This window comes from Streptomyces sp. NPDC034086 (assembly GCF_055575515.1).
In genome coordinates, this window is the sequence record NZ_JBVISM010000012.1 from 76,696 (window position 1) to 95,861 (window position 19,166).

General features: G+C 76.7%; 18 protein-coding genes. 10 read left to right on the top strand and 8 right to left on the bottom strand.

Features of this window, described 5'->3' with window-relative positions; genetic code table 11:
• Positions 1-80 precede the first annotated feature (80 nt).
• Positions 81-1,823 carry an RNA ligase family protein gene (locus tag ACZ514_RS24470; RefSeq protein WP_469125653.1) on the top strand — a complete coding sequence of 581 codons (1,743 nt, stop codon included), beginning with the start codon at positions 81-83 and terminating at the stop codon, positions 1,821-1,823.
• Positions 1,823-4,657 carry a poly(A) polymerase gene (locus ACZ514_RS24475; protein WP_469125654.1) on the top strand — a complete coding sequence of 945 codons (2,835 nt, stop codon included), beginning with the start codon at positions 1,823-1,825 and terminating at the stop codon, positions 4,655-4,657. Before ACZ514_RS24470 ends, ACZ514_RS24475 begins: the two co-directional genes overlap by 1 nt.
• A gap of 76 nt (positions 4,658-4,733) precedes the next feature.
• Here ACZ514_RS24475 and ACZ514_RS24480 read toward each other — a convergent pair whose 3' ends face one another.
• On the bottom strand, positions 4,734-5,651 hold the full coding sequence (locus tag ACZ514_RS24480) for an NADP-dependent oxidoreductase (RefSeq protein WP_468166232.1): 918 nt from the start codon (positions 5,649-5,651) through the stop codon (positions 4,734-4,736).
• Between the two features lie 365 nt (positions 5,652-6,016).
• On the opposite strand from ACZ514_RS24480, the gene ACZ514_RS24485 reads away from it, so the two are divergent.
• Entirely contained in the window at positions 6,017-6,760 is a 744-nt protein-coding gene (locus ACZ514_RS24485; RefSeq protein ID WP_468166096.1) for an SDR family NAD(P)-dependent oxidoreductase, read from the top strand.
• Between the two features lie 102 nt (positions 6,761-6,862).
• On the opposite strand, the gene ACZ514_RS24490 is transcribed toward ACZ514_RS24485, so the two are convergent.
• Positions 6,863-7,612, bottom strand: a complete 750-nt coding sequence (locus ACZ514_RS24490) for a peptidoglycan-binding domain-containing protein (RefSeq protein WP_468166094.1) — start codon at positions 7,610-7,612, stop codon at positions 6,863-6,865.
• A gap of 217 nt (positions 7,613-7,829) precedes the next feature.
• Positions 7,830-9,065, bottom strand: coding sequence for an MFS transporter (locus tag ACZ514_RS24495; protein ID WP_469125655.1), 1,236 nt, complete (start codon positions 9,063-9,065; stop codon positions 7,830-7,832).
• A gap of 464 nt (positions 9,066-9,529) precedes the next feature.
• Between ACZ514_RS24495 and ACZ514_RS24500 the strand changes: the two genes are divergently transcribed.
• On the top strand, positions 9,530-9,958 hold the full coding sequence (locus ACZ514_RS24500; protein WP_468166090.1) for a hypothetical protein: 429 nt from the start codon (positions 9,530-9,532) through the stop codon (positions 9,956-9,958).
• Between the two features lie 22 nt (positions 9,959-9,980).
• Here the strand turns inward: ACZ514_RS24500 and ACZ514_RS24505 are convergent, their stop codons facing one another.
• Positions 9,981-10,295 (bottom strand): hypothetical protein, encoded by a 315-nt coding sequence (locus ACZ514_RS24505; protein ID WP_468166088.1) that lies wholly within the window; start codon positions 10,293-10,295, stop codon positions 9,981-9,983.
• A 93-nt stretch (positions 10,296-10,388) separates the two neighbouring features.
• On the opposite strand from ACZ514_RS24505, the gene ACZ514_RS24510 reads away from it, so the two are divergent.
• Positions 10,389-10,847 (top strand): hypothetical protein, encoded by a 459-nt coding sequence (locus ACZ514_RS24510; RefSeq protein ID WP_469125656.1) that lies wholly within the window; start codon positions 10,389-10,391, stop codon positions 10,845-10,847.
• A gap of 33 nt (positions 10,848-10,880) precedes the next feature.
• Positions 10,881-11,075 (top strand): hypothetical protein, encoded by a 195-nt coding sequence (locus tag ACZ514_RS24515; RefSeq protein ID WP_468166084.1) that lies wholly within the window; start codon positions 10,881-10,883, stop codon positions 11,073-11,075.
• Between the two features lie 81 nt (positions 11,076-11,156).
• On the opposite strand, the gene ACZ514_RS24520 is transcribed toward ACZ514_RS24515, so the two are convergent.
• The gene (locus tag ACZ514_RS24520) at positions 11,157-13,889 is read right to left on the bottom strand and encodes a DNRLRE domain-containing protein (protein WP_469125657.1); all 2,733 of its coding nucleotides are present in this window, start codon (positions 13,887-13,889) and stop codon (positions 11,157-11,159) included.
• 329 nt (positions 13,890-14,218) lie between these two features.
• Here ACZ514_RS24520 and ACZ514_RS24525 point away from each other — a divergent pair, with 329 nt between their 5' ends.
• From ACZ514_RS24525 to ACZ514_RS24535, 3 genes are all read left to right on the top strand, one after another.
• Positions 14,219-14,521, top strand: a complete 303-nt coding sequence (locus tag ACZ514_RS24525; protein WP_007262440.1) for a hypothetical protein — start codon at positions 14,219-14,221, stop codon at positions 14,519-14,521.
• Positions 14,522-14,705: 184 nt separating this feature from the next.
• Positions 14,706-15,170: a Crp/Fnr family transcriptional regulator gene (locus ACZ514_RS24530; RefSeq protein ID WP_468166079.1), complete on the top strand. Its 465-nt coding sequence runs from the start codon at positions 14,706-14,708 to the stop codon at positions 15,168-15,170.
• A gap of 234 nt (positions 15,171-15,404) precedes the next feature.
• Positions 15,405-15,848 carry a subtilase-type protease inhibitor gene (locus ACZ514_RS24535; RefSeq protein WP_468166077.1) on the top strand — a complete coding sequence of 148 codons (444 nt, stop codon included), beginning with the start codon at positions 15,405-15,407 and terminating at the stop codon, positions 15,846-15,848.
• 76 nt (positions 15,849-15,924) lie between these two features.
• On the opposite strand, the gene ACZ514_RS24540 is transcribed toward ACZ514_RS24535, so the two are convergent.
• Both ACZ514_RS24540 and ACZ514_RS24545 read right to left on the bottom strand, forming a co-directional pair.
• The gene (locus ACZ514_RS24540) at positions 15,925-16,776 is read right to left on the bottom strand and encodes a GNAT family N-acetyltransferase (RefSeq protein WP_469125658.1); all 852 of its coding nucleotides are present in this window, start codon (positions 16,774-16,776) and stop codon (positions 15,925-15,927) included.
• Positions 16,777-16,991: 215 nt separating this feature from the next.
• A complete protein-coding gene (locus tag ACZ514_RS24545) occupies positions 16,992-17,441 on the bottom strand; it encodes a hypothetical protein (protein WP_469125659.1) in 450 nt (149 codons plus the stop codon).
• 212 nt (positions 17,442-17,653) lie between these two features.
• Between ACZ514_RS24545 and ACZ514_RS24550 the strand changes: the two genes are divergently transcribed.
• The gene (locus ACZ514_RS24550; protein WP_468166071.1) at positions 17,654-18,376 is read left to right on the top strand and encodes an SIR2 family NAD-dependent protein deacylase; all 723 of its coding nucleotides are present in this window, start codon (positions 17,654-17,656) and stop codon (positions 18,374-18,376) included.
• A gap of 52 nt (positions 18,377-18,428) precedes the next feature.
• Here the strand turns inward: ACZ514_RS24550 and ACZ514_RS24555 are convergent, their stop codons facing one another.
• Positions 18,429-19,079 carry a TetR/AcrR family transcriptional regulator gene (locus ACZ514_RS24555; protein ID WP_468696526.1) on the bottom strand — a complete coding sequence of 217 codons (651 nt, stop codon included), beginning with the start codon at positions 19,077-19,079 and terminating at the stop codon, positions 18,429-18,431.
• Positions 19,080-19,166: the final 87 nt, after the last annotated feature.

A 19,166-nucleotide genomic window follows, 5' to 3' on the forward strand; every position in this document is an offset into this window, starting at 1 on the left:
GGGAGGTGGTAAATCGGTGGATGGGCCTGCTCCGGATACCTAGAGTGACGGGGCACCCGTAGCCCTGGCTGGAGCCGATCATGCGTACGCCCTACCCCCGCACGGCCCACCTGCCGTGGTCGCCCGGTGCCACCGCGGACGACGTCCGCGCCACCGGGACCTCGGCGCTGGCCGGACGCGAGGTGGTCGTCACCGAGAAGCTCGACGGGGAGAACACCACCCTGTACGCGGACGGTCTGCACGCCCGCTCGCTCGACTCCGCCCACCATCCCTCCCGCGCCTGGGTCAAGGGCCTCCAGAGCCGGATCGGCGCCCGGATACCCCAGGGGTGGCGCGTCTGCGGGGAGAACGTGTACGCCCGCCACTCGCTCGCCTACGAGGAACTCGACAGCTGGTTCTACGGGTTCTCGGTGTGGGACGGCGACCACTGCCTCGACTGGGACCGCACGGTGCGCTTCCTCGGCCGGCTCGGCGTTCCCGTGCCGCGCGTCCTGTGGCGCGGGACCTACGACGAGCGGGCGCTGCGCCGGCTGCGGATCGACACCACCCGCCAGGAGGGCTACGTCGTACGGACGACGGCCGGGTTCGACCGGGCGGACTTCGGGCGGTACGCGGCCAAGTGGGTGCGGGGCGGCCACGTGCGGACCGGTACCCACTGGATGCACGCGCCGGTGGTGCCCAACGGGCTCGGCCCGGCCGCACCGCTGTGGGCGGTCCGTTCCGGCTCCGAACCGGATCCGGCCGCGCTGCTCGCCGCCGTCGGGGCGTCCGCGCCGGGCGGCCCCGACGTGGAGCGGGCGGTCCGGGAGGTCACCGCCCGGCTCGACGGCGCGGGCCGCACCGGGGAGGCCCGGCTGGCGGGGGTCCTGGCCGCCGCCCTGCACGCCGAGCACCGCGGCACCCTCGCGGCGCGGCTCGCCGCGGGACCGCTCGGGATGCGGACGGCGCGGCGGGTGGCGGACCTGGTGGGTCTGTACCCGGTGCTGCGCAGGCCGTTCCCGGAGGAGGACCGGCGGGCCGGGCTGGTGCGGCTGGCCTCGGCCGCCGACCTCGGGGTGCTGCACGCGCTGGCGTCGGCCCTTCCGGCGACGGCGGAGGAGCTGGAGTGCGCGCAGTGGTCGGCGCTGTGCGCCGAGGAGGCCGGCCTGCTGGGCCCGGACCCGCTCGGCGCGTTGCGCACCGGACTGCGTCAGCGGCTCGGCGGTCTCGACGCGGACGCCGCCGACCGGTGCTGGGCGCAGGCCCGCGAGGCCTTCGGACGGGGCTCGGTCTCCTCGGCGCAGGAGGCGGTGGCGGCGACCTGGCGCTGGCGGGACGGGTCCGCGTACCCGCGCCTGGTGCAGCTGTGCGGGCCGTCGGGCAGCGGGAAGAGCACCTTCGCGCGGACGCTGCCCGGGGTGGACGCGTACGTCTGCCTGGACGACCTGCGCGCGGCCCGGGGTGCGCGCGCAGACCAGCGGGCCAATCCGGAGGTGCTGCGCGAGGGTCTGGAGCGGCTGGACCGCGCCCTGGCCGCCGGGGGTACGGTGGTGTGGGACGCCACCTCCCTGACCGAGCGGCAGCGCGGCCTGGCCGGTGCGGTCGCGCGGCGGCGCGACGCCCTGGTCACGCGGGTGGTGATGCTGGTCGGGGAAGCGGAGCTGGCGCGGCGCAACGCCGTACGGCCGCATCCGGTGCCGGAGCCCGTACTGGCCGCGCAGCTGCGGCGGTTCAGCCCGCCCCACCCGGGCCAGGCGCACCGGACCCGGTACGTCGGGGCGGGCGGCACGGTCGAGGACACCGCCGGTTCCCTCGGGCCGGCCGGCGAGGGGGACGGTCTCTGATGCGCACCAGCGAGCAGCTCTACCACCAGGTCCGCTGGGACCCCCGGTTCGACCCGGCGCGGTTCACGCTCGGCCTGCTGCAGCGGGGGGCCGCGCCCAAGCGGGTGCCGCTGCCCTCCTTCGTGCCCGGCGGCGACATCCCGTGGCACCGGGTGCTGTTCGTCGAGGCGGACGGCGAACTGGTGTGGGACCGGGCCACCGGCGTCGACCGGATCGACTCGACGGGGGCCGGGCGGGTGCGCGAACGGCGGCTGCTGGCGGCCCCGTTCTTCACGGCGAGGACCCCGCACGCCTGGGATCCGGCGGCCGGCGGCTGGCGGCCGGTCCAGGCCGGTCCGGGCGGCCCGCGCCCGCACCCCGCGGCGCGCGTGCGGCTGCTGACCTGGAACACCCTGTGGGACCGGTACGACGCCCCGCGCATCGCCACCGCCCGGCGCAGGCCGATGCTGCTGGCGGACCTGGCGGTGGCCGACGCGGACGTGATCGCGCTGCAGGAGGTCGAGCCGGCGCTGCTCGCGCTGCTGCTGGCCGAGCCGTGGGTACGGGCCGGTTACACGCTGGGCACCGATCCGCGGGGCGAGGACGTCCCGGACCACGGGCTGCTGGTGCTGAGCAGGCTGCCGGTGCGGGAGGCGGGGCTGCACGTGCTGGGCCCGCACAAGGCGGTCACCGCCGTGACCGTGGACACCGCGGGCGGTCCCCTGGTCGTGGCCGGCACGCACCTGACCAGCGACCACACCGAGAACGGCGCCGGCCGGCGGGAGGCCGAACTGGCGCGGCTGGCCGAGGGGCTGGGCGGGATCGACGCCGGGGTCGCGCTGCTCGGCGACTTCAACGACGGCCGCTCCGGGGCCGAGGGGCCGGCCGCCGCGCTGGGGCTGCTGGACGCGTGGAACGAGGTGCACGGGCCCGGGGACGACACCCCCACCTTCGACCCCCGGGTCAACCCGCTGGCGGCGGTGTGCTCGCTGTCGGGCCGGGCCGCCCGGCTGGACCGCGTCCTGCTGCGCCCCTCCGGCGGGGGGCGGGTGCGGCAGGCGGCGCTGCGGGGCGACGCGCCGGGGCCGCAGGGGCTGTTCGTCTCCGACCACTTCGGGGTGGAGGTCACCGTGGAGTACGCGGCACCGGACGCGGGGCCGGCGCGGTGCGGCGTACCGGCGACGGCCCGGACGGCGGTGGCGTGGCCGGCCCCCCACGACCCGGTGGTCGCCGAGCTGCGCCGGGCGCACGACCCGGGGGCGGACCGCTGGCCGGCGCACGTGAACCTGCTGTGCGGCTTCGTGCCGGAGTCCTCCTTCGAGGAGGCGCTGCCGCTGCTGGCGGAGGTCGCGGCCGCGGCGGAGCCGTTCACCGTCCGGCTGGAGGGGGTGCGGTCCTTCGGGCACCGCGAGGACGCCACGCTCTGGCTGGATCCGGCGGCGGGCGCGGACGGCGACGCGCCGTGGCAGGAGCTGCGCCGTGCCCTGGCCGACCGGTTCCCGGGCTGCCGGGGCAGCGCGGAGGGCTGGACCCCGCACCTGACCCTGGGCCGCAGCACGGATCCCCGGCGTGCGGAGCGGGAGTTCGCGGAGCGGCTCGGGCCCGGCCGGCGTACGGCGCGGGTCGGGGAGCTGGCGGTGCTGTCGCGGCGCGGGGACGGGCCGATGCGGGTCCGCGCGCTGGTGGAGCTGGGCACCGGCGCGGTGCGGTGGGCGCGGCCCACGGCCGGGGAACCGGCGGCGGACGCCGAGGTGCCGGGCGCGGCCGGGGAGTTCGCGGCGCGGATCGCGGCGGCGCTGCCCGAGGCGCTCGTGCGGACGGCGGGTTCCCGCCGGATGGGCTGCGCGCTGCCGGGGGCCGACCTGGACCTGGTGGCCGTACTGCCCGGGCCGGTGGACACCTCGGGGGTGCGGGCGCGGGTGGCGGCCGCGCTGCCGCGGGCGCGGCGGCTGCGCGAGGTGACGGGCGCACGGGTGCCGGGGCTGCGGCTGCACGCGTCCGGGCTGGACGTGGACCTGGTGCTGGTCGGCGCCGGGGAGCTGGATCCGGGGAGCGCGGTGGCCCGGCGGGCGGAGCTGGGCGGGGCGGCGGCCGTGGCGTTGAGCGCCCTCGCCGACGCCGACGCGGTACGCGGGTCCGTGGGCGCGGAGCACGCCGCCTTCGCGGGGCTGGCGCGGGAGGTCAAGGCCTGGGCGCGGGCGCGGGGGCTGGACTCGGCGCCCTTCGGCGGGCTGCCGGGTCTGGCCTGGGCGGTCCTCGCGGCCCGGACCGTCCGGGAGGCCCCGGACCTCTCCCCCGCCGCGCTGCGGCGGGAGTTCTTCGGGACCTGGGCCGCCTGGGACTGGAACGAGCCGGTGTCCCTGCTCCCGTCGGGCGGGGCGGGCCGGTCCCCTGACCCGGTCACGGTGCTGACCCCCTGCGCGCCGGTCCGCAGCTGCACCGCGCAGGTGACGCCGGGCCTGCGGGACCTGCTGGTGCGGGAGCTGTACCGGGCCTGGGAGGTGCTGGAGGCGGAGCCGGACGGCCTCGGGCGGCTGCTGTCGCCGCCGCCGCTGCACCGACGGCACGCGGCGTGGGCGGTGGTGACCGTACGGGGCGGGGCGGCCGGGGAGTTCGAGGAGCGGCTTGGCCGGGCCAGGGGCCGGCTGCGGGCGCTGCTCGCCGGGCTGCCGGATGCCCACGCCTGGCCCCGGCCCTTCGAGCGGACCTCCGCGCTGGCCCGTTATGCCGTCGGCCTGGGCCCGGCCCCGCCGGACGCGGCCGCCCTCGCCGCCCTGGCCGGGCCCTGGGCGGCGTCCCTGCCGGGCGTGGAGGTGGCCTGGAGGCCGTCGGGGGAGGTCCCGGACCTGCCGTGAGCGGGACGGGCGGCCCACGGCGTACACGGCCCGGCGCCTCCTTCGGCCCGGCGCGTCGTGGCGTGGGCGGCCGCCGTCACACCTCGATGACGATCTTGCCCGCGGTGTGGCCCTCCTGGCTGAGGGCGAAGGCCGCCGCGAGTTCGGAGAGCGGGAAGGTCCGGGCGACGGTGACCTCCAGACGGCCCTCGTCGGCGAGGCGGCCCAGGGCCGCGAGGTCCGCGGGGTCGGGGCGGACCCACATCCACTGTCCGCCCGCCCCGAGGACGGCGTGGTCGGCGATGGAGGCGTGGCGTCCGCCTTCGGCGAGGACGGCGCGGGTGACGTCGACGACGCCCCCGACGAAGTCGGCGACCACGGTGGCGCCGTCGGGGGCGAGGGCGCGGACGCGTTCGGTCAGGCCGTCCCCGTAGGCGACGGGTTCGCAGCCGAGCGCGCGGAGCCGGTCGTGGTTGCGCGGGGAGGCGGTGCCGATGACCCGGGCGCCGAGCGCGGCGGCGATCTGGACTCCGAGGGAGCCCACCCCGCCCGCCGCGCCGTGGATGAGGACCGTGTCGTCCTTGCCGGTGCCGAGGCGGGTGAGCAGCTGGTACGCCGTCAGTCCGGCCAGGGGCAGGCCCGCCGCCCGCTGCCAGTCGAGCGAGTCGGGCTTGGCCGCGAGGCAGCGTACGGGGACGCTGACGAACTCGGCGAAGGTCCCGCCGTGCACCCAGTCCTTGCGGGCGTACCCCATGACGGCGTCGCCGACCGCGAACTCGGGGGCGTCGATGCCGACCCGCTCGACGGTGCCGGACACGTCCCAGCCCGGGACGACGGGGAACACGGCGTCCATCAGGCCGTCGAGCCCGCCCGCCATGATCTTCCAGTCGACCGGGTTGACCGCCGCGCAGCGCACCCGGACGAGGACCTCGCCGGGCGCGACCTTCGGCACGGGCAGGCGGGTCTCGGCGAGCACCTCCGGCCCGCCGTAACTCTGGTACGCCATCGCCCGCATGGTGTCGTCGGTGTCCTGCGACATGTGGATACGGCCTCTCCTCGAACCCGGACCGGCGCAATCGCCCCTGGGTTCCATCCCATCACGGGAGTCCGCCCGCGCCCCTGAGCGCAACGCCGCCGCCCGGCCGGGGCGGCAGCCGCGGGCCGGCGGACGCCGTCCGGGAACCGGCGGCCAGGCCCTGGGAGAGTTCCCGCGCAGACGGAGCGCCTCGGCCCGGTCGCGGGAGCGCCGGCGGGGCGGACGGTACGGGTCCGGACGTCCCGGCCGCTTCCGGCGCCGCCGTTCCCGCCGGTCCAGCGGATCTTCCCGGTGTTAGCCTGCCCGTGCGGAGCCCATCCGCCTTGAGCAGCACGGAGGTTCACATGCCGCGTCGCCCCGTCACGGTCGTCACCGGAGGCAGCCGTGGCATCGGCGCCGCGACCTGCGTGCGCCTCGCCGCCGAGGGGCACGACCTGGTGCTCGGCTTCGCGCAAGACGGTGCGGCGGCCGAGGCGACCGCGGAGCGCGTGCGGGCGGCGGGCGCGCGCTGCGTGACCGTACGCGGGGACACCTCCCGCGAGGACGCGGTGGAGCGGCTCTTCGACATCGCCGGGACGGAACTGGGCCCGGTCACGGGGCTGGTCAACAACGCCGCGGTGACCGGGCCCCTGGGCCGGCTCGCCGAGGCCCGGACCGAGGACCTGCGGCGGGTGGTGGAGGTGAACCTGCTCGGGTACCTGCTGTGCTGCCGCCGGGCCGCCCGGGACATGGCGCGCGGGGGCGGCGGCGCCATCGTGAACGTCTCCTCGACGGCCGCGACGCTGGGCAGCCCCGGGGAGTACGTCCACTACGCGGCCACCAAGGCGGCCGTCGACGCGCTCACCGTGGGCCTGTCCAAGGAGCTGGGTCCGGACCGCGTCCGCGTCAACGGGGTCGCTCCGGGCATCATCGAGACCGGCATGCACGCGGCGATGGGCGACCCGGACCGTCCGGCCAAGGCGGCCCCGGGGATCCCGTTGGGCCGGCCCGGTCAGCCGGAGGAGGTCGCCGGGGCCGTCGCCTGGCTGCTGTCCGAGGACGCCTCGTACACGTCGGGGGCGGTGCTGCGGGTCTCGGGCGGACGGTGAGCCGGGCCGGGCCGGGCCGCCGGACCGGCTCACCGCCCGGGCGCCCTCCCGCCACGGCTCGCGGCGGTCCCGCCGTTGCCGGCTGTCCCGCCGTTGCCGGCCTCAGCCGAAGGCCGCCCGGGTCGCCGGGCCGTAGACGCCGATCGGGTCGCCCTTGATGTCCCGGTCCCGCTGGAGCTGCGCGACACCCCGCTTGGTCTGCCCGTCGTAGACCCCGGTCAGCCGCACGTACGTGAACCCCTGCGCGTACAGCCGTTCCTGGAGGGCGCTGACCTCGGGCCCCTTGTCCCCCGGGCGCAGGGTCCCGGAGGACCCGGCCGGCTGCTTCGCGGAGCCGCCGGGCCCCGGGGTCGCGGAGCCCGTCGGCTTCGCCGAGGACGCGGACGCGGTGGGGGTGTGCCGGGAGGCGGAGCCCGAGGGGGCAGCCGTGGCCGCCCGGCTCCGCACGTCGGAGTCCCCGGCGCCCGGGCTGCGGGCGGGCAGCGCGGGCAGTGCCAGGTCCGGCCGGGCCGCGGCCGGCGCGGGCTCCGGTTCGGGCGCGCTCACGAGGAACGCCAGCGCGCCCGCCCCGGCCAGCGCCAGCAGCGCGAGGACGGTCAGCGGGAGCCGGCTCCTCCGCCTCGCCGGTGCGTGACGGCGGGGCGCGGCGAGCGCGTCACCGGCCGGGGCCGCGGGCGGCACCCGCGGCAGGGGCTGCGTCGTGTCCGCCGGCCCGGGCGGCTCCGGGAACTCCGGGCCGGACGGCCAGGCGGGGTAGGCGGAGCCGGACGGGTCCTCCGGCACGGTGACGTAAGGGCGTACGAAGAGGTGGTCGTCGGGCTCGGGCCCGTTCTCATGGGGGTGTGGGGACACGGTTGTCTCCGGGCGCGGACGGGGGCCGGTGCGGCGGTGCGGAACCGGCCTCCGTCCAGCCGGTCAGGCCCTGCGCCGCCGGACGGCGAGGGCCGGGCCCGCCCCCTGGGCCGGCACGCTGAACGGGGCGCGGGCGGATATCGGCATGGGGGACTTCTCCGAAGTGCGGCTCATTCGGTGGCTCTTGAGCGGACTCTCGCCGTCCGCCGCCGCTTCGTCAAGCCGGGTGTCCGTTCCGCCCCATGCGTCCGTTCTGCTCGGGCGGCGGGGCGGGGGCGGCGGAGGCGGCCGGCCGGCAGTCCGGGCTCCCTCCGGGTGGGACTCCCGCTCCCTCCCCGTCGCCGTCCCGGCGGGTGGCGACCGCCACCGTCAGGGCGGCCGCCAGCATCAGCGCCGCACCGGTGAGCGGGGCCGCCGGGACGGAGAGGCCGTCCACCACGAGCCCGCCGGTGAGGGCGCCCGCCGCGATGGCGAAGTTGAACATGGCCACCATCAGGGACGAGGCCGCCTCGGCGGCCGGCGGCGCGGCCCGGAGCATCCAGCGCTGCAGGCTGACGGAGACCCCTCCGTAGACCAGGCCCCAGGCCAGCAGCAGCGCGGTGCCGGCGACGGCCCCGGGCAGCACGGCGATCAGCGCCAGTACGGCGGTGAGGGTGGCGCTGACGATCAGCAGCGTACGGCGGGGGTCGCGCGGGCCGGCCAGGAAGTTGCCCGCGACCCCGGCGAGGCCGTAGCCGAGGAGCAGGGTGCCGACCAGGCCGGAGCCGACGCCGGAGACGTCCCGCAGGATCGGGCGCACGAAGGTGTAGGCGGCGAACTGACCGGTCACCACCAGGAAGGTGACGATCACGCCGGCCCGGACCGCGCGGTTGCGGCGCAGGAGGGAGCGCAGTTCGCGGAAGGTGACGGGCCCGGCCGGGGGCAGCGGGGGGAGCAGCAGGAACAGGGCGGCGGCCGTGAGGGCGCCGAGGACGCCCACGGCGGCGAAGGCCGTGCGCCAGCCGCCCAGTTCGCCGAGGACGGTGCCCGCGGGGACGCCGAGGACCGAGGCGGTCGGCACCCCGGCGAAGACCAGGGCCGTGGCCCGGCCGGCGTGGTGCGCGGGGACCAGCCGGACGGCGAGGCCGCCCGCGACGGCCCAGAACCCGCCGACGCCGACCCCGACCAGGACCCGGGCGGCCAGGACCACGGTGAAGTCGGGGGCGTACGCGGCGGCGAGGTTGGCGAGGGCCATCAGGGCGATCAGCACGCACAGCACGTGCCGCCGGTCGGTCCGGGCGGCTCCGACGGTGACGAGGGGCGCGCACAGGCCGGCGACGAGCCCGGGGACGGTGACCATCAGCCCGGCGGTGCCGTCGGACACCCCCAGTGCGGCCCCGACGGGGGTGAGCAGCCCGATCGGCAGGAGTTCGGAGGTGATCAGGCAGAAGATCCCCAGCGAAACGGCCCCCACGGCGGCCCACCCCCGCACGGAAGCCCGCCCGCCGGCGGCCGGGGAGCCGGGGTCCGCCGGGCGCGGCGGATCCGCCGCGCCGGGTTCGGATCCCGGGGCGGGCGCGGGGGCGGGGGCGGGTGGGGGGCCCGGTTCGGGTGTGGGGCCCGGTCGGGGCGTCGGGCTGGGGGCGGGAACGCTGGACGCGGCTGGTTCGGTCATGCTCGGCACTCCGTACGGCGGGCGGGCGGAACGTGACGGGCACGGCGGCACCGGGCCCCGGGGGTCGCGCCTCCCCCGTCGCCCGCACTGCCGTACCGTGCCGATCGCGGTGCCGCCCATTCTGCGACCGCCGGGGCCGTTCCCGGCCACCCCCCGAAGGATCGATTCGGCAACATCCGGGCCCGTCCCTCGGCCACTCCACGGGTCACCCGGACGCGTGAGCGCCGGGATCCCGGCGGCCCGGACTACGGCATGGTGGTCGGATGCAGTTACGCCGGGCCACCCTGCCCCTCTCCCTCCTCGCGCTCCTCGCCGGCGCCGGCTGCGTCTCCGTGGGGCCGGAACCCGGCGCGCCGGGCCCGGCACGGGGCTCCGTACCGCCCGTGGACGCCCCGGACTCTCCCGGCTCCCCGGAGTTCACCGGTGCCCACCACGCCCATGACCCGCCTGCCGAGCTTCCCCCGCCCCTGGGCGACGTCCCCGAACCGGAGCCGCCGGTGCCGCCGGCCGCCCGCCGGGCCCGCCCGGCTCCCGAGCGGCCCGCCAAGCCCGTCGTCCCCCGGCACGCACGGCCCCCCAAACCGGCCCCGCGCGTGCCGCGACCGGTGCGCGGGGAGGAGCTGTGCGAGGCGGCGGAGGGGACCGTGCCGCCGTCCATCGTGGACCTGTGCGTGCGCCAGTACGGCCGCTGACCCGGGAGCCGGCGGGTACCCGTCAGCGAGCCGCCGGCTCCCTGAGGGCGCGGCGGCGGTCGCGGACGGCCGCGCAGCGCCGGGCGGTGCCCCGGCCGGCGGTGCGCAGCCTGCGCACCGCTCCGTGACCGCGCCGGCTCCACTCGGCGCGGGGCAGGCCGGCACGCTGGCCGCCGCCGGTGATCAGGGCGTTGACGGGGGCGTGCGGGTCGGCGGCGACCCCCTTGGCGATCAGAACGCCGACGACGAGCGGGACCAGCGCGACGGCCAGCGCGGAGCCGGCGGCGGTGACGTGCCCGAGGCGGGGGCGGGCGGGTCCGGGAGCCGAAGTGTTCATGCCGTCATTCCAGCAGTGACGGCGCGGCGGGGAATCGGGGCGGATACTCAGGCCGTTGGTCATGGGTACTCAGACGGGCGGGGGTGCGCGGAGGTGACGGAAACGCGGGGCGGGAACTTCCAGCCGGCGACCGGCGACGGCTCCGAGCCGTCCGGAACCGGGCGGGCGGCGGAGGTGCGCACGGCATACGAGGGGCTGCTGCAGATCCGGCGGCTGCTCGCCGGCGGGACGGCGGTCCCGGCGCCCTGGGAACTTCGGGCGGCGGCCCGCGCCGTGGCCCTGGTACTGGAGGCGGCCGGTTTCCCGCCGTCGGCGGTGGACGGAGCGGGGCGGCGCGTACGGACCGGGTACCGGGTGGTGCCGGGCGCGGACCGGGTGGAGGTCACCTGGGCGGGCCCGCCCGGTGGCGGCGCGGCCCTGGAGGAACAGGAACGGCTGAAGGCCTGCGCGGCGGAGCTGGAGCGGCACGGCTGGGACTGCCTGCTCTACCGCGGCCCCCGCGGCCGCCGCTTCCTGGAGGTGGAGGCGCCGGACGGCCGGGGCACCCCGTGAGGGGCCGCCCCGGCCGTCGGCGAGAATGCCGTCATGACCCGCCACACCGGTACCGCGATCTCGGCCTTCGGGGTCCTCGCCTGTTCGGTGCTCCTCGTCGGAGCCGTTCACGACTACCGGACCGGGGCGTCGCCCCTGTGGATCGCGGCCGGTGTCCTGCTCTTGCTCGGCGCCGTGTCCGCGCTCGTCCGGGACGTGCGGCGCTCGCGGGCACGGGCGTCGGCCTGACCCCGGAGGGGCCGCCGCCGGTCCGGTGACGGGCGGCGGCCCGGGGAGTACGCGCCGGACGGCGTGGAGCGCGCCCGCGGGCTACGGCGCCCCGAAGGTCAGCCGCAGCTGCGGCGTCCCCTCGTTCGCCGCCGCCTCCGAGGACCACAGCCACAGCGCGTCGGTCCCGGTGCTGGTCAGGGCGAGACCGTAGGAACCGCCCAGGGCGGCCGCGACGGCGGCCGTGTTCAGCCCGGTGGTGTGGACCGCCGAGCCGTCCGGGATCCCGGCGAAGCCGCCCAGTGCCGGGGCCCCGGTGCCCGGGCGGTTGTCGTACGTGGTCCCGCCCTCCGACCAGGCGCCGGTGACGGGGACGACCGAGACGGCGTCGGTGGTCCCGGCGCCGGCCATGGTGCTCGTCTTCACGCTCAGCGCGGCCGACTTGAGGACCTTCCCGGCGGGCGCGGCGGGCAGGTCGAAGCGCAGGTAGCTGGTGTAGAGCGAGGTGCCGCGCACCGCGAGGGACCCGGAGGTCCCGTAGTTGGTGCCGGGGGCGCCCGCGTTGGCGTACGTGTCCTCGGCCGCGGTCAGCTGGACGACGGAGTCGGCCGGGGCGGAGGCCAGGGCGTAGTGGTTCTGCACCTGCGCCGCGCTCAGGACGCCCGGGTAGACGGCGGTCTCGTCCAGCCGGCCCGCCCAGTGCTCGCTGGCCGGGCGGTCCGGCCAGCCGCCGAGGCCGTCGAAGCCGGTGCGCCAGTAACCCGTGAAGTTCTCGTGCGTGGTGACGTTCAGGGTGCCCTTCTGGACGCCGTCCACGTACAGGGTCATCCCGCCGGGGCCCTGGGTGGCGACGACGTGGTGCCACTTGTCGTCGTTGTAGGCGGCGGCGGTGGTGATGGTGCGGGTGGCTCCGGTGTAGACGCCGTAGACCAGCCGGCCGTCATTGGTCATGTAGATGTGCTTGTCGTACCGATTGCTGCCACTGGTCTGCTGGTTGCCGAAACCGACGAGCTTGCCGCCGCGGGTGGTGTTGGTCCTGAACCAGGTCTCGATGCTGTAGGTGCTCCCCACGCTCTGCCGCCGGTCGCCGTAGACGTGCGCGTTCGTGCCGTCGAAGCCGATGGCGGTGCTCGCGCCGCCCACCGCTCCCGGCGACTGGCGCAGGGCCGGACCGTTGTGGTGCACGCCCGCCTGGTTGCCGGCGGCCGAGGAGTCGGCCGCGTACGGGAGCACCGCGTCGTCGTAACGCCAGTACAACTGGGCGCCGTCCGCGCGGACCCGGCTCGGGTAGGCCTCGGCCGAGGCCGGGACCGTCACGCTCGCCGGAGCGGACGGGGCGCTGACGTTGCCCGCCGCGTCGGTGGCCGTCACCCGGTAGGTGTACGTCTGGCCGGCCTGGGCCGTGGTGTCGGTCCAGGAAGCCTGCGGGCGCTTGAAGAACAGCGAGTCGGCGGTCACCGTCGCGACCGGGGTCGCCGAGCCGTTGCGGTAGATCCGGTAGGTGAGGGTGCTGTCGTCCAGGTCGAGCCCGGTGCGCCAGCGCACCTGGACCTCGGCCGGCCCGAACGCCGCGGCGCTCGCCACGGGAACGGTGGGCGCGCCCGTGTCGTTGACGGAGGAGAAGCGCGTCAGGCTCTGCTGCGCCGCCCCGTTGACGGTGGTGAACTCGCCGCCCACCCACAGGTGGGGGACGCCCGCCTTGGTGCCGACGGCCATCACGCGCGGGCCGATTCCCTCGCCGATGCCGTCGTTGGTGTCGGGGGACCATCCCAGCTTGCCGGTGCTGGTGGTCGGCTGCGCCAGCAGGTGGTGGCGCTGCCCGTCGGGGAACTCGCCCACGCTGGAGCAGTCGTGCGCGTGCGAGGCGCTGTAGAGCACGTTCTGGTACGGCAGTACGGCCTGGGTGGCGCCGAGGCAGGTGTCGCGCCAGCGCTGGCCGAAACCGGCCAGGTCGAGGGCGATCCGGCCGTCGAACACGCCGCCGCCGGTGCCCTCGTTGGCGGTGTAGAAGCCGGTCGCGTCGGCGGCGATGTCCTTGACGACCGAGTTGGTCTCGATGAAACCGGCGTAGGACTTGGTGAGGGCGCCGCTGGCGGAGTCGACGACGGCGAGCGCGTGGGTGTCCGTCCCGTTGACCCGGAAGAAGTCGCCGCCCAGCAGCACGTTCTTCCCGTCCGGGGTGACCTCGACGGCCCGGCCCGGCTCGTCGGCGTCGGCCCTGAAGGGGCGCAGCGCACCGTCGGCGGCCGCGACGGCCGCGAAGCGCCCGCGCGGCTGGCCGGCGACGGTGAGGAAGTCGCCGCCCGCGTAGACGGTGTCGCCGGTGACGGCGACGGCCCGTACGGTGGCCGCGAACGCCGGGCGGAAGGCCGGCTTCACGGTGCAGGTGGCCACGTCGATGGCGGCCATGCTGGAGACGGGGGTGCCGTTGACCGCGCCGAAGTAGCCGCCCGCGTAGAGCGTCTTCTTGTCCGGTGACACGGTGAGGGCGCGGACGGTGGCGGTGCCGCTGCCGACGGTGAAGGACAGGTCGCAGGAGGTCGGGGCGCCCGTCGCCGCGTCGAGCGCCGCGAAGTTGACGGCGGGACGCTCGCTGCCGGCCGCTCCGGCCGGCGGGCGTACGGCGGAGAAGGTTCCGCCGACGAAGACGGTGCCGCCCGCCTCGGCGAGGGCCCAGACCACCCCGTTGGGCTGCCAGGTGGGCAGCGGGTCGGCGGTGAAGGCCACGGGCGGGGTGATGGCCGCCGCCCGTGGGGCGAGGCCGAGGCCGACGACCGCGCCGGTGCCGGCCAGTGACAGGGCGAGAGCGGCCGCCAGGCCTCTGGATCTACGCATGAACCCCCCAGTTCGTCGTGCGTCGCACCGCTGTACCGCGAGGTACCGGTGTTCTTCCGTACGGGCGCACCCTAGGACGGATCGCCGTCACGGACACCACACTTGACGCATCGGATGCCGAACGGACCGCCCCGGTAAGGGTGTTGGGGCGGAGCGGTGCGAGACGCGCGCGGCGCACCGGGCAGAGGGACCGCGTCCGGAGGCGTCAATTCCGGCAAGCGCGGGCCATCCCTTCCACACGCGGTCACCTGGCGAAAACCGCCCCGCGCGGGGCCGTGCGCCTCTACCGTGCCCTGAGGGGCAGGGCCGGTGACGGGAGGGCGGGGCTGATGGACGACGACGAAGACATGCGGCTGGCGAGGATCACCCCGGAGATATCGCGCCGCACCCTGGCGATGCTGCGCGGTCTCGCCGGGCTGGAGCCGCCCGAGCAGGTGCCGGAGGACGCCATGACGGTCGCCGACGCGATCCTCGACGACCACGGCACGGACGGCCTGCGGGTGCTGGTGATGACGCTGGCCGCCTGGGCGACGGCGCAGATCGAGAACGTCGCGGAACTGAGCGGGCGCAGCCACGAGGCGGTGCTCGACGCGATGGAGCTGGCCTGCCTGGAGGCCAACGCCGAGGAGTAGCGGCGACAGCCGCCGGCGGGGCTTTCCGGGGGCGACGCTCCGGTGCGGCCCGGCGGTCGCCCGCCACCCTCGGTGGACGGCGGACGACCGAGGGTACCCGCACCGCCGCCCGCCCCGATCCGGGCCCGCGTCGGCGACACTGGGGGGACCAGAGGCTCCTGGGGGGTCGTGATCGGAGGCCGTCATGAGCACACCTTCCCCCGTCCGGATCGCCGCCGTACTGCCCGCCGATCACCGCGGCCGGCTGATGTCGCACGCCCGTGAGGTCAACTTTCCCGAAGGGGCCCGGCTCTTCGAGGAGGGCGGCCCGGCGCTGACCTTCTGGATCGTGCGCTCCGGCACGGTGACCCTGGAGGTCCCGCTGCCCGGCCGCCGCACCCCCGCTGCCGTCGAGAGCCTCGGCCCCGGGGAGCTCGTCGGCTGGTCGTGGCTGTTCCCGCCGTACGTGTGGCAGCTCAGCGCCGAGGCCATGACCCCCGTGCGCGCCTACGAGTTCGACGGGGCGACGGTCCGGATGCTGATGGACGCCGATCCGGCCTTCGGCTCCGCGATCGGGCACTGGGTCGGCCGGGTCCTCGCCGTACGGCTCCAGCAGACCCGCACCCGCCTCCTCGACCTCTACGCGCCGCGCACGGCGGCGGGACGCTGACGGCGGCGGCCCGCCGACGGCGCGCGGCGAACCTTTCGGGGAGGGTGTTCGGCCGTTTCCCGGATTCCTTGCTCCCCAGGTCACCGCCGGGGAGGGCGGGGCGCCGGAGCCGCGGAGTGCACTCGCGCGCTTACGATCAGTGACGGAAAACAGCGGTGCGTACGGGCGTCCCCGCCACGGATGGGCGAGACTCGCGTCCGCTATCCGAAGCACCGACCCCGAGGAGTGTTCGAAATGCGGTCCATCACCAGGAGTCTGGGACTTGCTTCCGGAGCCGTGGCCCTCACCGCGCTCACCGCGCTGGCGGGGACCGGAGCCGCCGACGCGGCGCCGGCCGGAGCACAGAGCCCCTACTCGCCGTCCGCGCTCGTGGTCAGCGTCACGGCCGGGGAGGACGCCGTCAACGGGACGGTACTGCGCGCGGCCACGCTGGTGTGCGCACCGCGGCCGGGCGGCACGCACCCCGACCCGGCGGCGGCCTGCGCCGAACTGCGGGCCACCGGAGCCTCGCTCGACGCCCTGGCGGCGCCCCGCCCCGACACGGCGTGCACCCGGGAGTGGAACCCGGTGACCGTCACCGCCGAGGGCGTGTGGCAGGGCCGGCGGCTGAGCTACACGTACACCTTCGGCAACCCCTGCGGGCTGCGGAGCACCACCGGGGTGCTCTTCGGCGTCTGACGCCCGCCGCTCCCGGCCGGGCGGCGCCGGCCGGCCGCCGTCCGGCCCCGCGCCGCCCTCCCCGACGTGGCGCCGGTCAGCCCAGTTCGAGGCTGGTGATCCCGTACAGGCCGGCCAGCTCCACCTCCGGCGCCGGGCCGGTGTACATGCGGGCCGTCTCGAAGGAGGGCTCCAGCCCCAGCCCGGCCGCCACCGCGGCCGCGGCCGGGTTCGCGTCCGGCACGTCCACCGCCACCGCGCCGGCGGGGGCGTGCTCCGCGAGCCGCCGCACGAGGGCGGCGGCCACCTCGGGCGTGGCGGCGTAGAGCGGACCGATGCGGGAGGCGCCACTGCACGGGCGGACCACGCCGAGGCCCTCGATCCGGCCGTCCCGTACGGCCGCGAGGGCCGTCCGCCCCGGCAGCGAGATCCACGCGGAGAGGAAGGCGTCACGCGGTTCCGGGAAGAAGCGCCGGTCGTAGGCGGCGATCCGGGCGAAGGGCAGCGAGCCCGCGTCGACGATCTCCACGCCCCCGTCCGGGCCGGTGGCGCCGGCCCGCGGCGAGCCCTCGTAGCGCATGGTGGTCCAGGCGGAACGGAACCCGGACTTGCGGTAGTTGGGCTGCTGCTCGACCACCCCGTCCAGTCCGACGAGCCGGCCGTGGAGCCGCTCCATCCCGGCCCGCCACAGCCGGATGCCGTACCCCCGGCCCCGTACGTCGGGACGGGCGATGTAGAAGCCGATGAAGCCGAACCCGGTGCCGTAGCGCACGGCGGAGATGCACGCCACCGGTTCCCCGTCCCGGCGCCCGACCAGGAAGCCGTCCGGGTCGGCCACCGCGAAGGCGAACCGGTCGCTGTCCCCCGGGTTCCAGCCCTCCAGGTCCGCCCAGGTGCGCAGCAGTTCCATGTCGGCGGCGCCCGCGCCGGTGATCTCGAATCCCGTCATGGCCGGTGTTGTACCAGAACGCCGGGATGTGCGCAGGAGCGCCATCCGGCCGTCGGCGGCTCGGCGGGGGACCCGCCCCGAAGGCGCGCGGGATGACCGCGAACGCCGGGCCCCCGCCACGAGAGGGGCGCCGGCCCGGCGTTCGCGCGGCGCACCGGGGCGGTACGGGGCGGTACGGGGCGGTGGTGGCCGCGTCCACTCCGCCACGATGGTGATCAGCCCGCGCAGATCACGTCGTCGAGCACGATCGGCCGGGAGTCGAGGCGCACGTACGCGGTGAAGGTGTCGGTGAAGCCGGAGTCCCAGGTGGTGGTGACGGTGGCCCAGCCGACTCCGGCCGCATGGGCGACCGTGGCCGGGCCGATGACGATGCCCTGCGGGACGCCCCGGGCACAGAGCACGACGTCGGCGTCCGGGCTGTGGGCCTGCTTCTCCTTCAACTGCTGCGAGACCCGCCGGCTGCGGTCCCGCGCGGAGGGGCCGTGGTCCCCGTAGAAGGCGGTGAGGAAGCTGGTGATCTCGTCCTCGGTGTGATGGCGCTGGCGGGACCAGCCGGGCACGGGGTCGGCGAGGGCGGCCGCCGGAACCGACGACGCGATCAGGGAGAACAGGGAGGCGGACAGTGCGAGCAGCACGGCGCCCGGGCGGTACGGGATGAGCGTCATGTCCGGTTTATAGCCGCCCGCCCGCTCCCGTGTGCAGGGGCGCGGCGCGGGCTCACTCCGGTGGGCGCGGAGATTCACCGCAGAAACGACTCTCCTCATGCGCCGACCGGCCCCGGGGAGGCAGTCGCGGCGGGGAACGCGGCACGGGGAGCGGGGCGGAGCGGGGCTTAATCCGGTCGCAGGCGCCTGCGGGTTCCGCCTAGGGTCGGCCCATGGGGAAGCCGCTCGTCGCAGTGTTCAGTGGGGCCGGGATGTCGACCGATTCCGGGATTCCGGACTACCGGGGTCCGCAGGGGCTGTGGCGGCGCGATCCGGAGGCCGAGAAGCTCGTCACGTACGCGCACTACATGGCCGATCCGGAGATCCGCCGTCGGTCCTGGCTCATGCGCGCCGAGCTCTGGGCCCTGAACCCCCGGCCGAACGCGGCGCACCTGGCGGTGGCCGAGCTGGAGCGCTCCGGCACCCCGGTGCGGGTGATCACGCAGAACGTGGACGGTCTGCACCAGCTCGCCGGGATGCCGGCGCGCAAGGTGTTCGAGCTGCACGGCACGGCGCGGCAGGTGGTCTGCACCCGCTGCCACGCCCGGTCCGGCATGGCGGAGGCGCTGGCCCGGGTGGCCGCCGGGGAGCCCGATCCCGCCTGTTCCGCCTGCGGCGGGATCCTGAAGGCGGCGACGGTGATGTTCGGCGAGCGTCTCGACCCGGAGGTGCTCGCGCGGGCGGTGGCCGTGGCCAAGGGGTGCCAGGTCTTCATCGCCGTCGGGACCACCCTCCAGGTGCAGCCGGCCGCCTCGCTCGCCGGGATGGCGGCCGAGGCGGGGGCGCGCCTGGTCATCGTCAACGCGGAGGAGACTCCGTACGACCCGCTGGCCGACGAGCTGGTCCGCGAGCCGATCGGCACCGCCCTCCCGGCTCTCCTGGCCCGGTTCGCGTAGCCGGCCGGACGCCACGGCTCAGGCCGGGCCGGGCCGGGCCTGACGGAACGGCTCAGGGCCGTCCGGGCCCGGCCGGCGACAGCTGGGCGGCGAGGCCGTCCAGCAGGAGGCCGAGTCCCAGCTCGAAGCCGCGGTCGTCGAGCGCGTCGAGGCCGGAGCCCGTGCCCGCCGCGCCGGTGAGCGCGTCGGCCAGTGCCGGGTAGTCGGGGCGGTAGTCGGCGGGGGTACGGCTGAAGCCCGCCGTGAAGGTCTCCAGCGCCGAGCCGAGGACCAGGTAGTCGACGGCGGCCGCCGCCTCGGCCGCCCTGGCCGGGGTGCAGCCCGCCCGGACGAGCGCCGCGAGCAGGGCGTCGTAGCCGCGCAGCGCCTTGTCGGCCTCGACCTGGCGGCGGGCCGCCGGGGCGATGGCGTTCGGGTGGCGGAGGTAGACCTGCCGGTAGCCGCGGGCGTAGGCGGCGATCCCCTCGCGCCACCGCGGGTCGTCCAGCGGGCTCAGGTCGATCTCCTCGTTGATCAGTTCCGAGACCGCGTCGAGCACGTCGTCCTTGGAGGCGACGTGGTGGTAGAGCGAGGCCCCGCGCACTCCGAGGCGGTCCGCGAGGGTGCGCATCTTCAGGGCCTGCGGGCCTTCCTCGTCGAGGAGTTCGAGGGCCGCGCGCGCGATGATCCCGCGGTTGAGCAGCGGCTGGTTGGGTCGGCCCACGGTGATCCCCCTCGTTTTCCGCCGCCAGGTTACCCGTAGGGAGGGGTTCCCATGAGGTTCGGGCCGGGTTATGGTCCCCGCATTCCC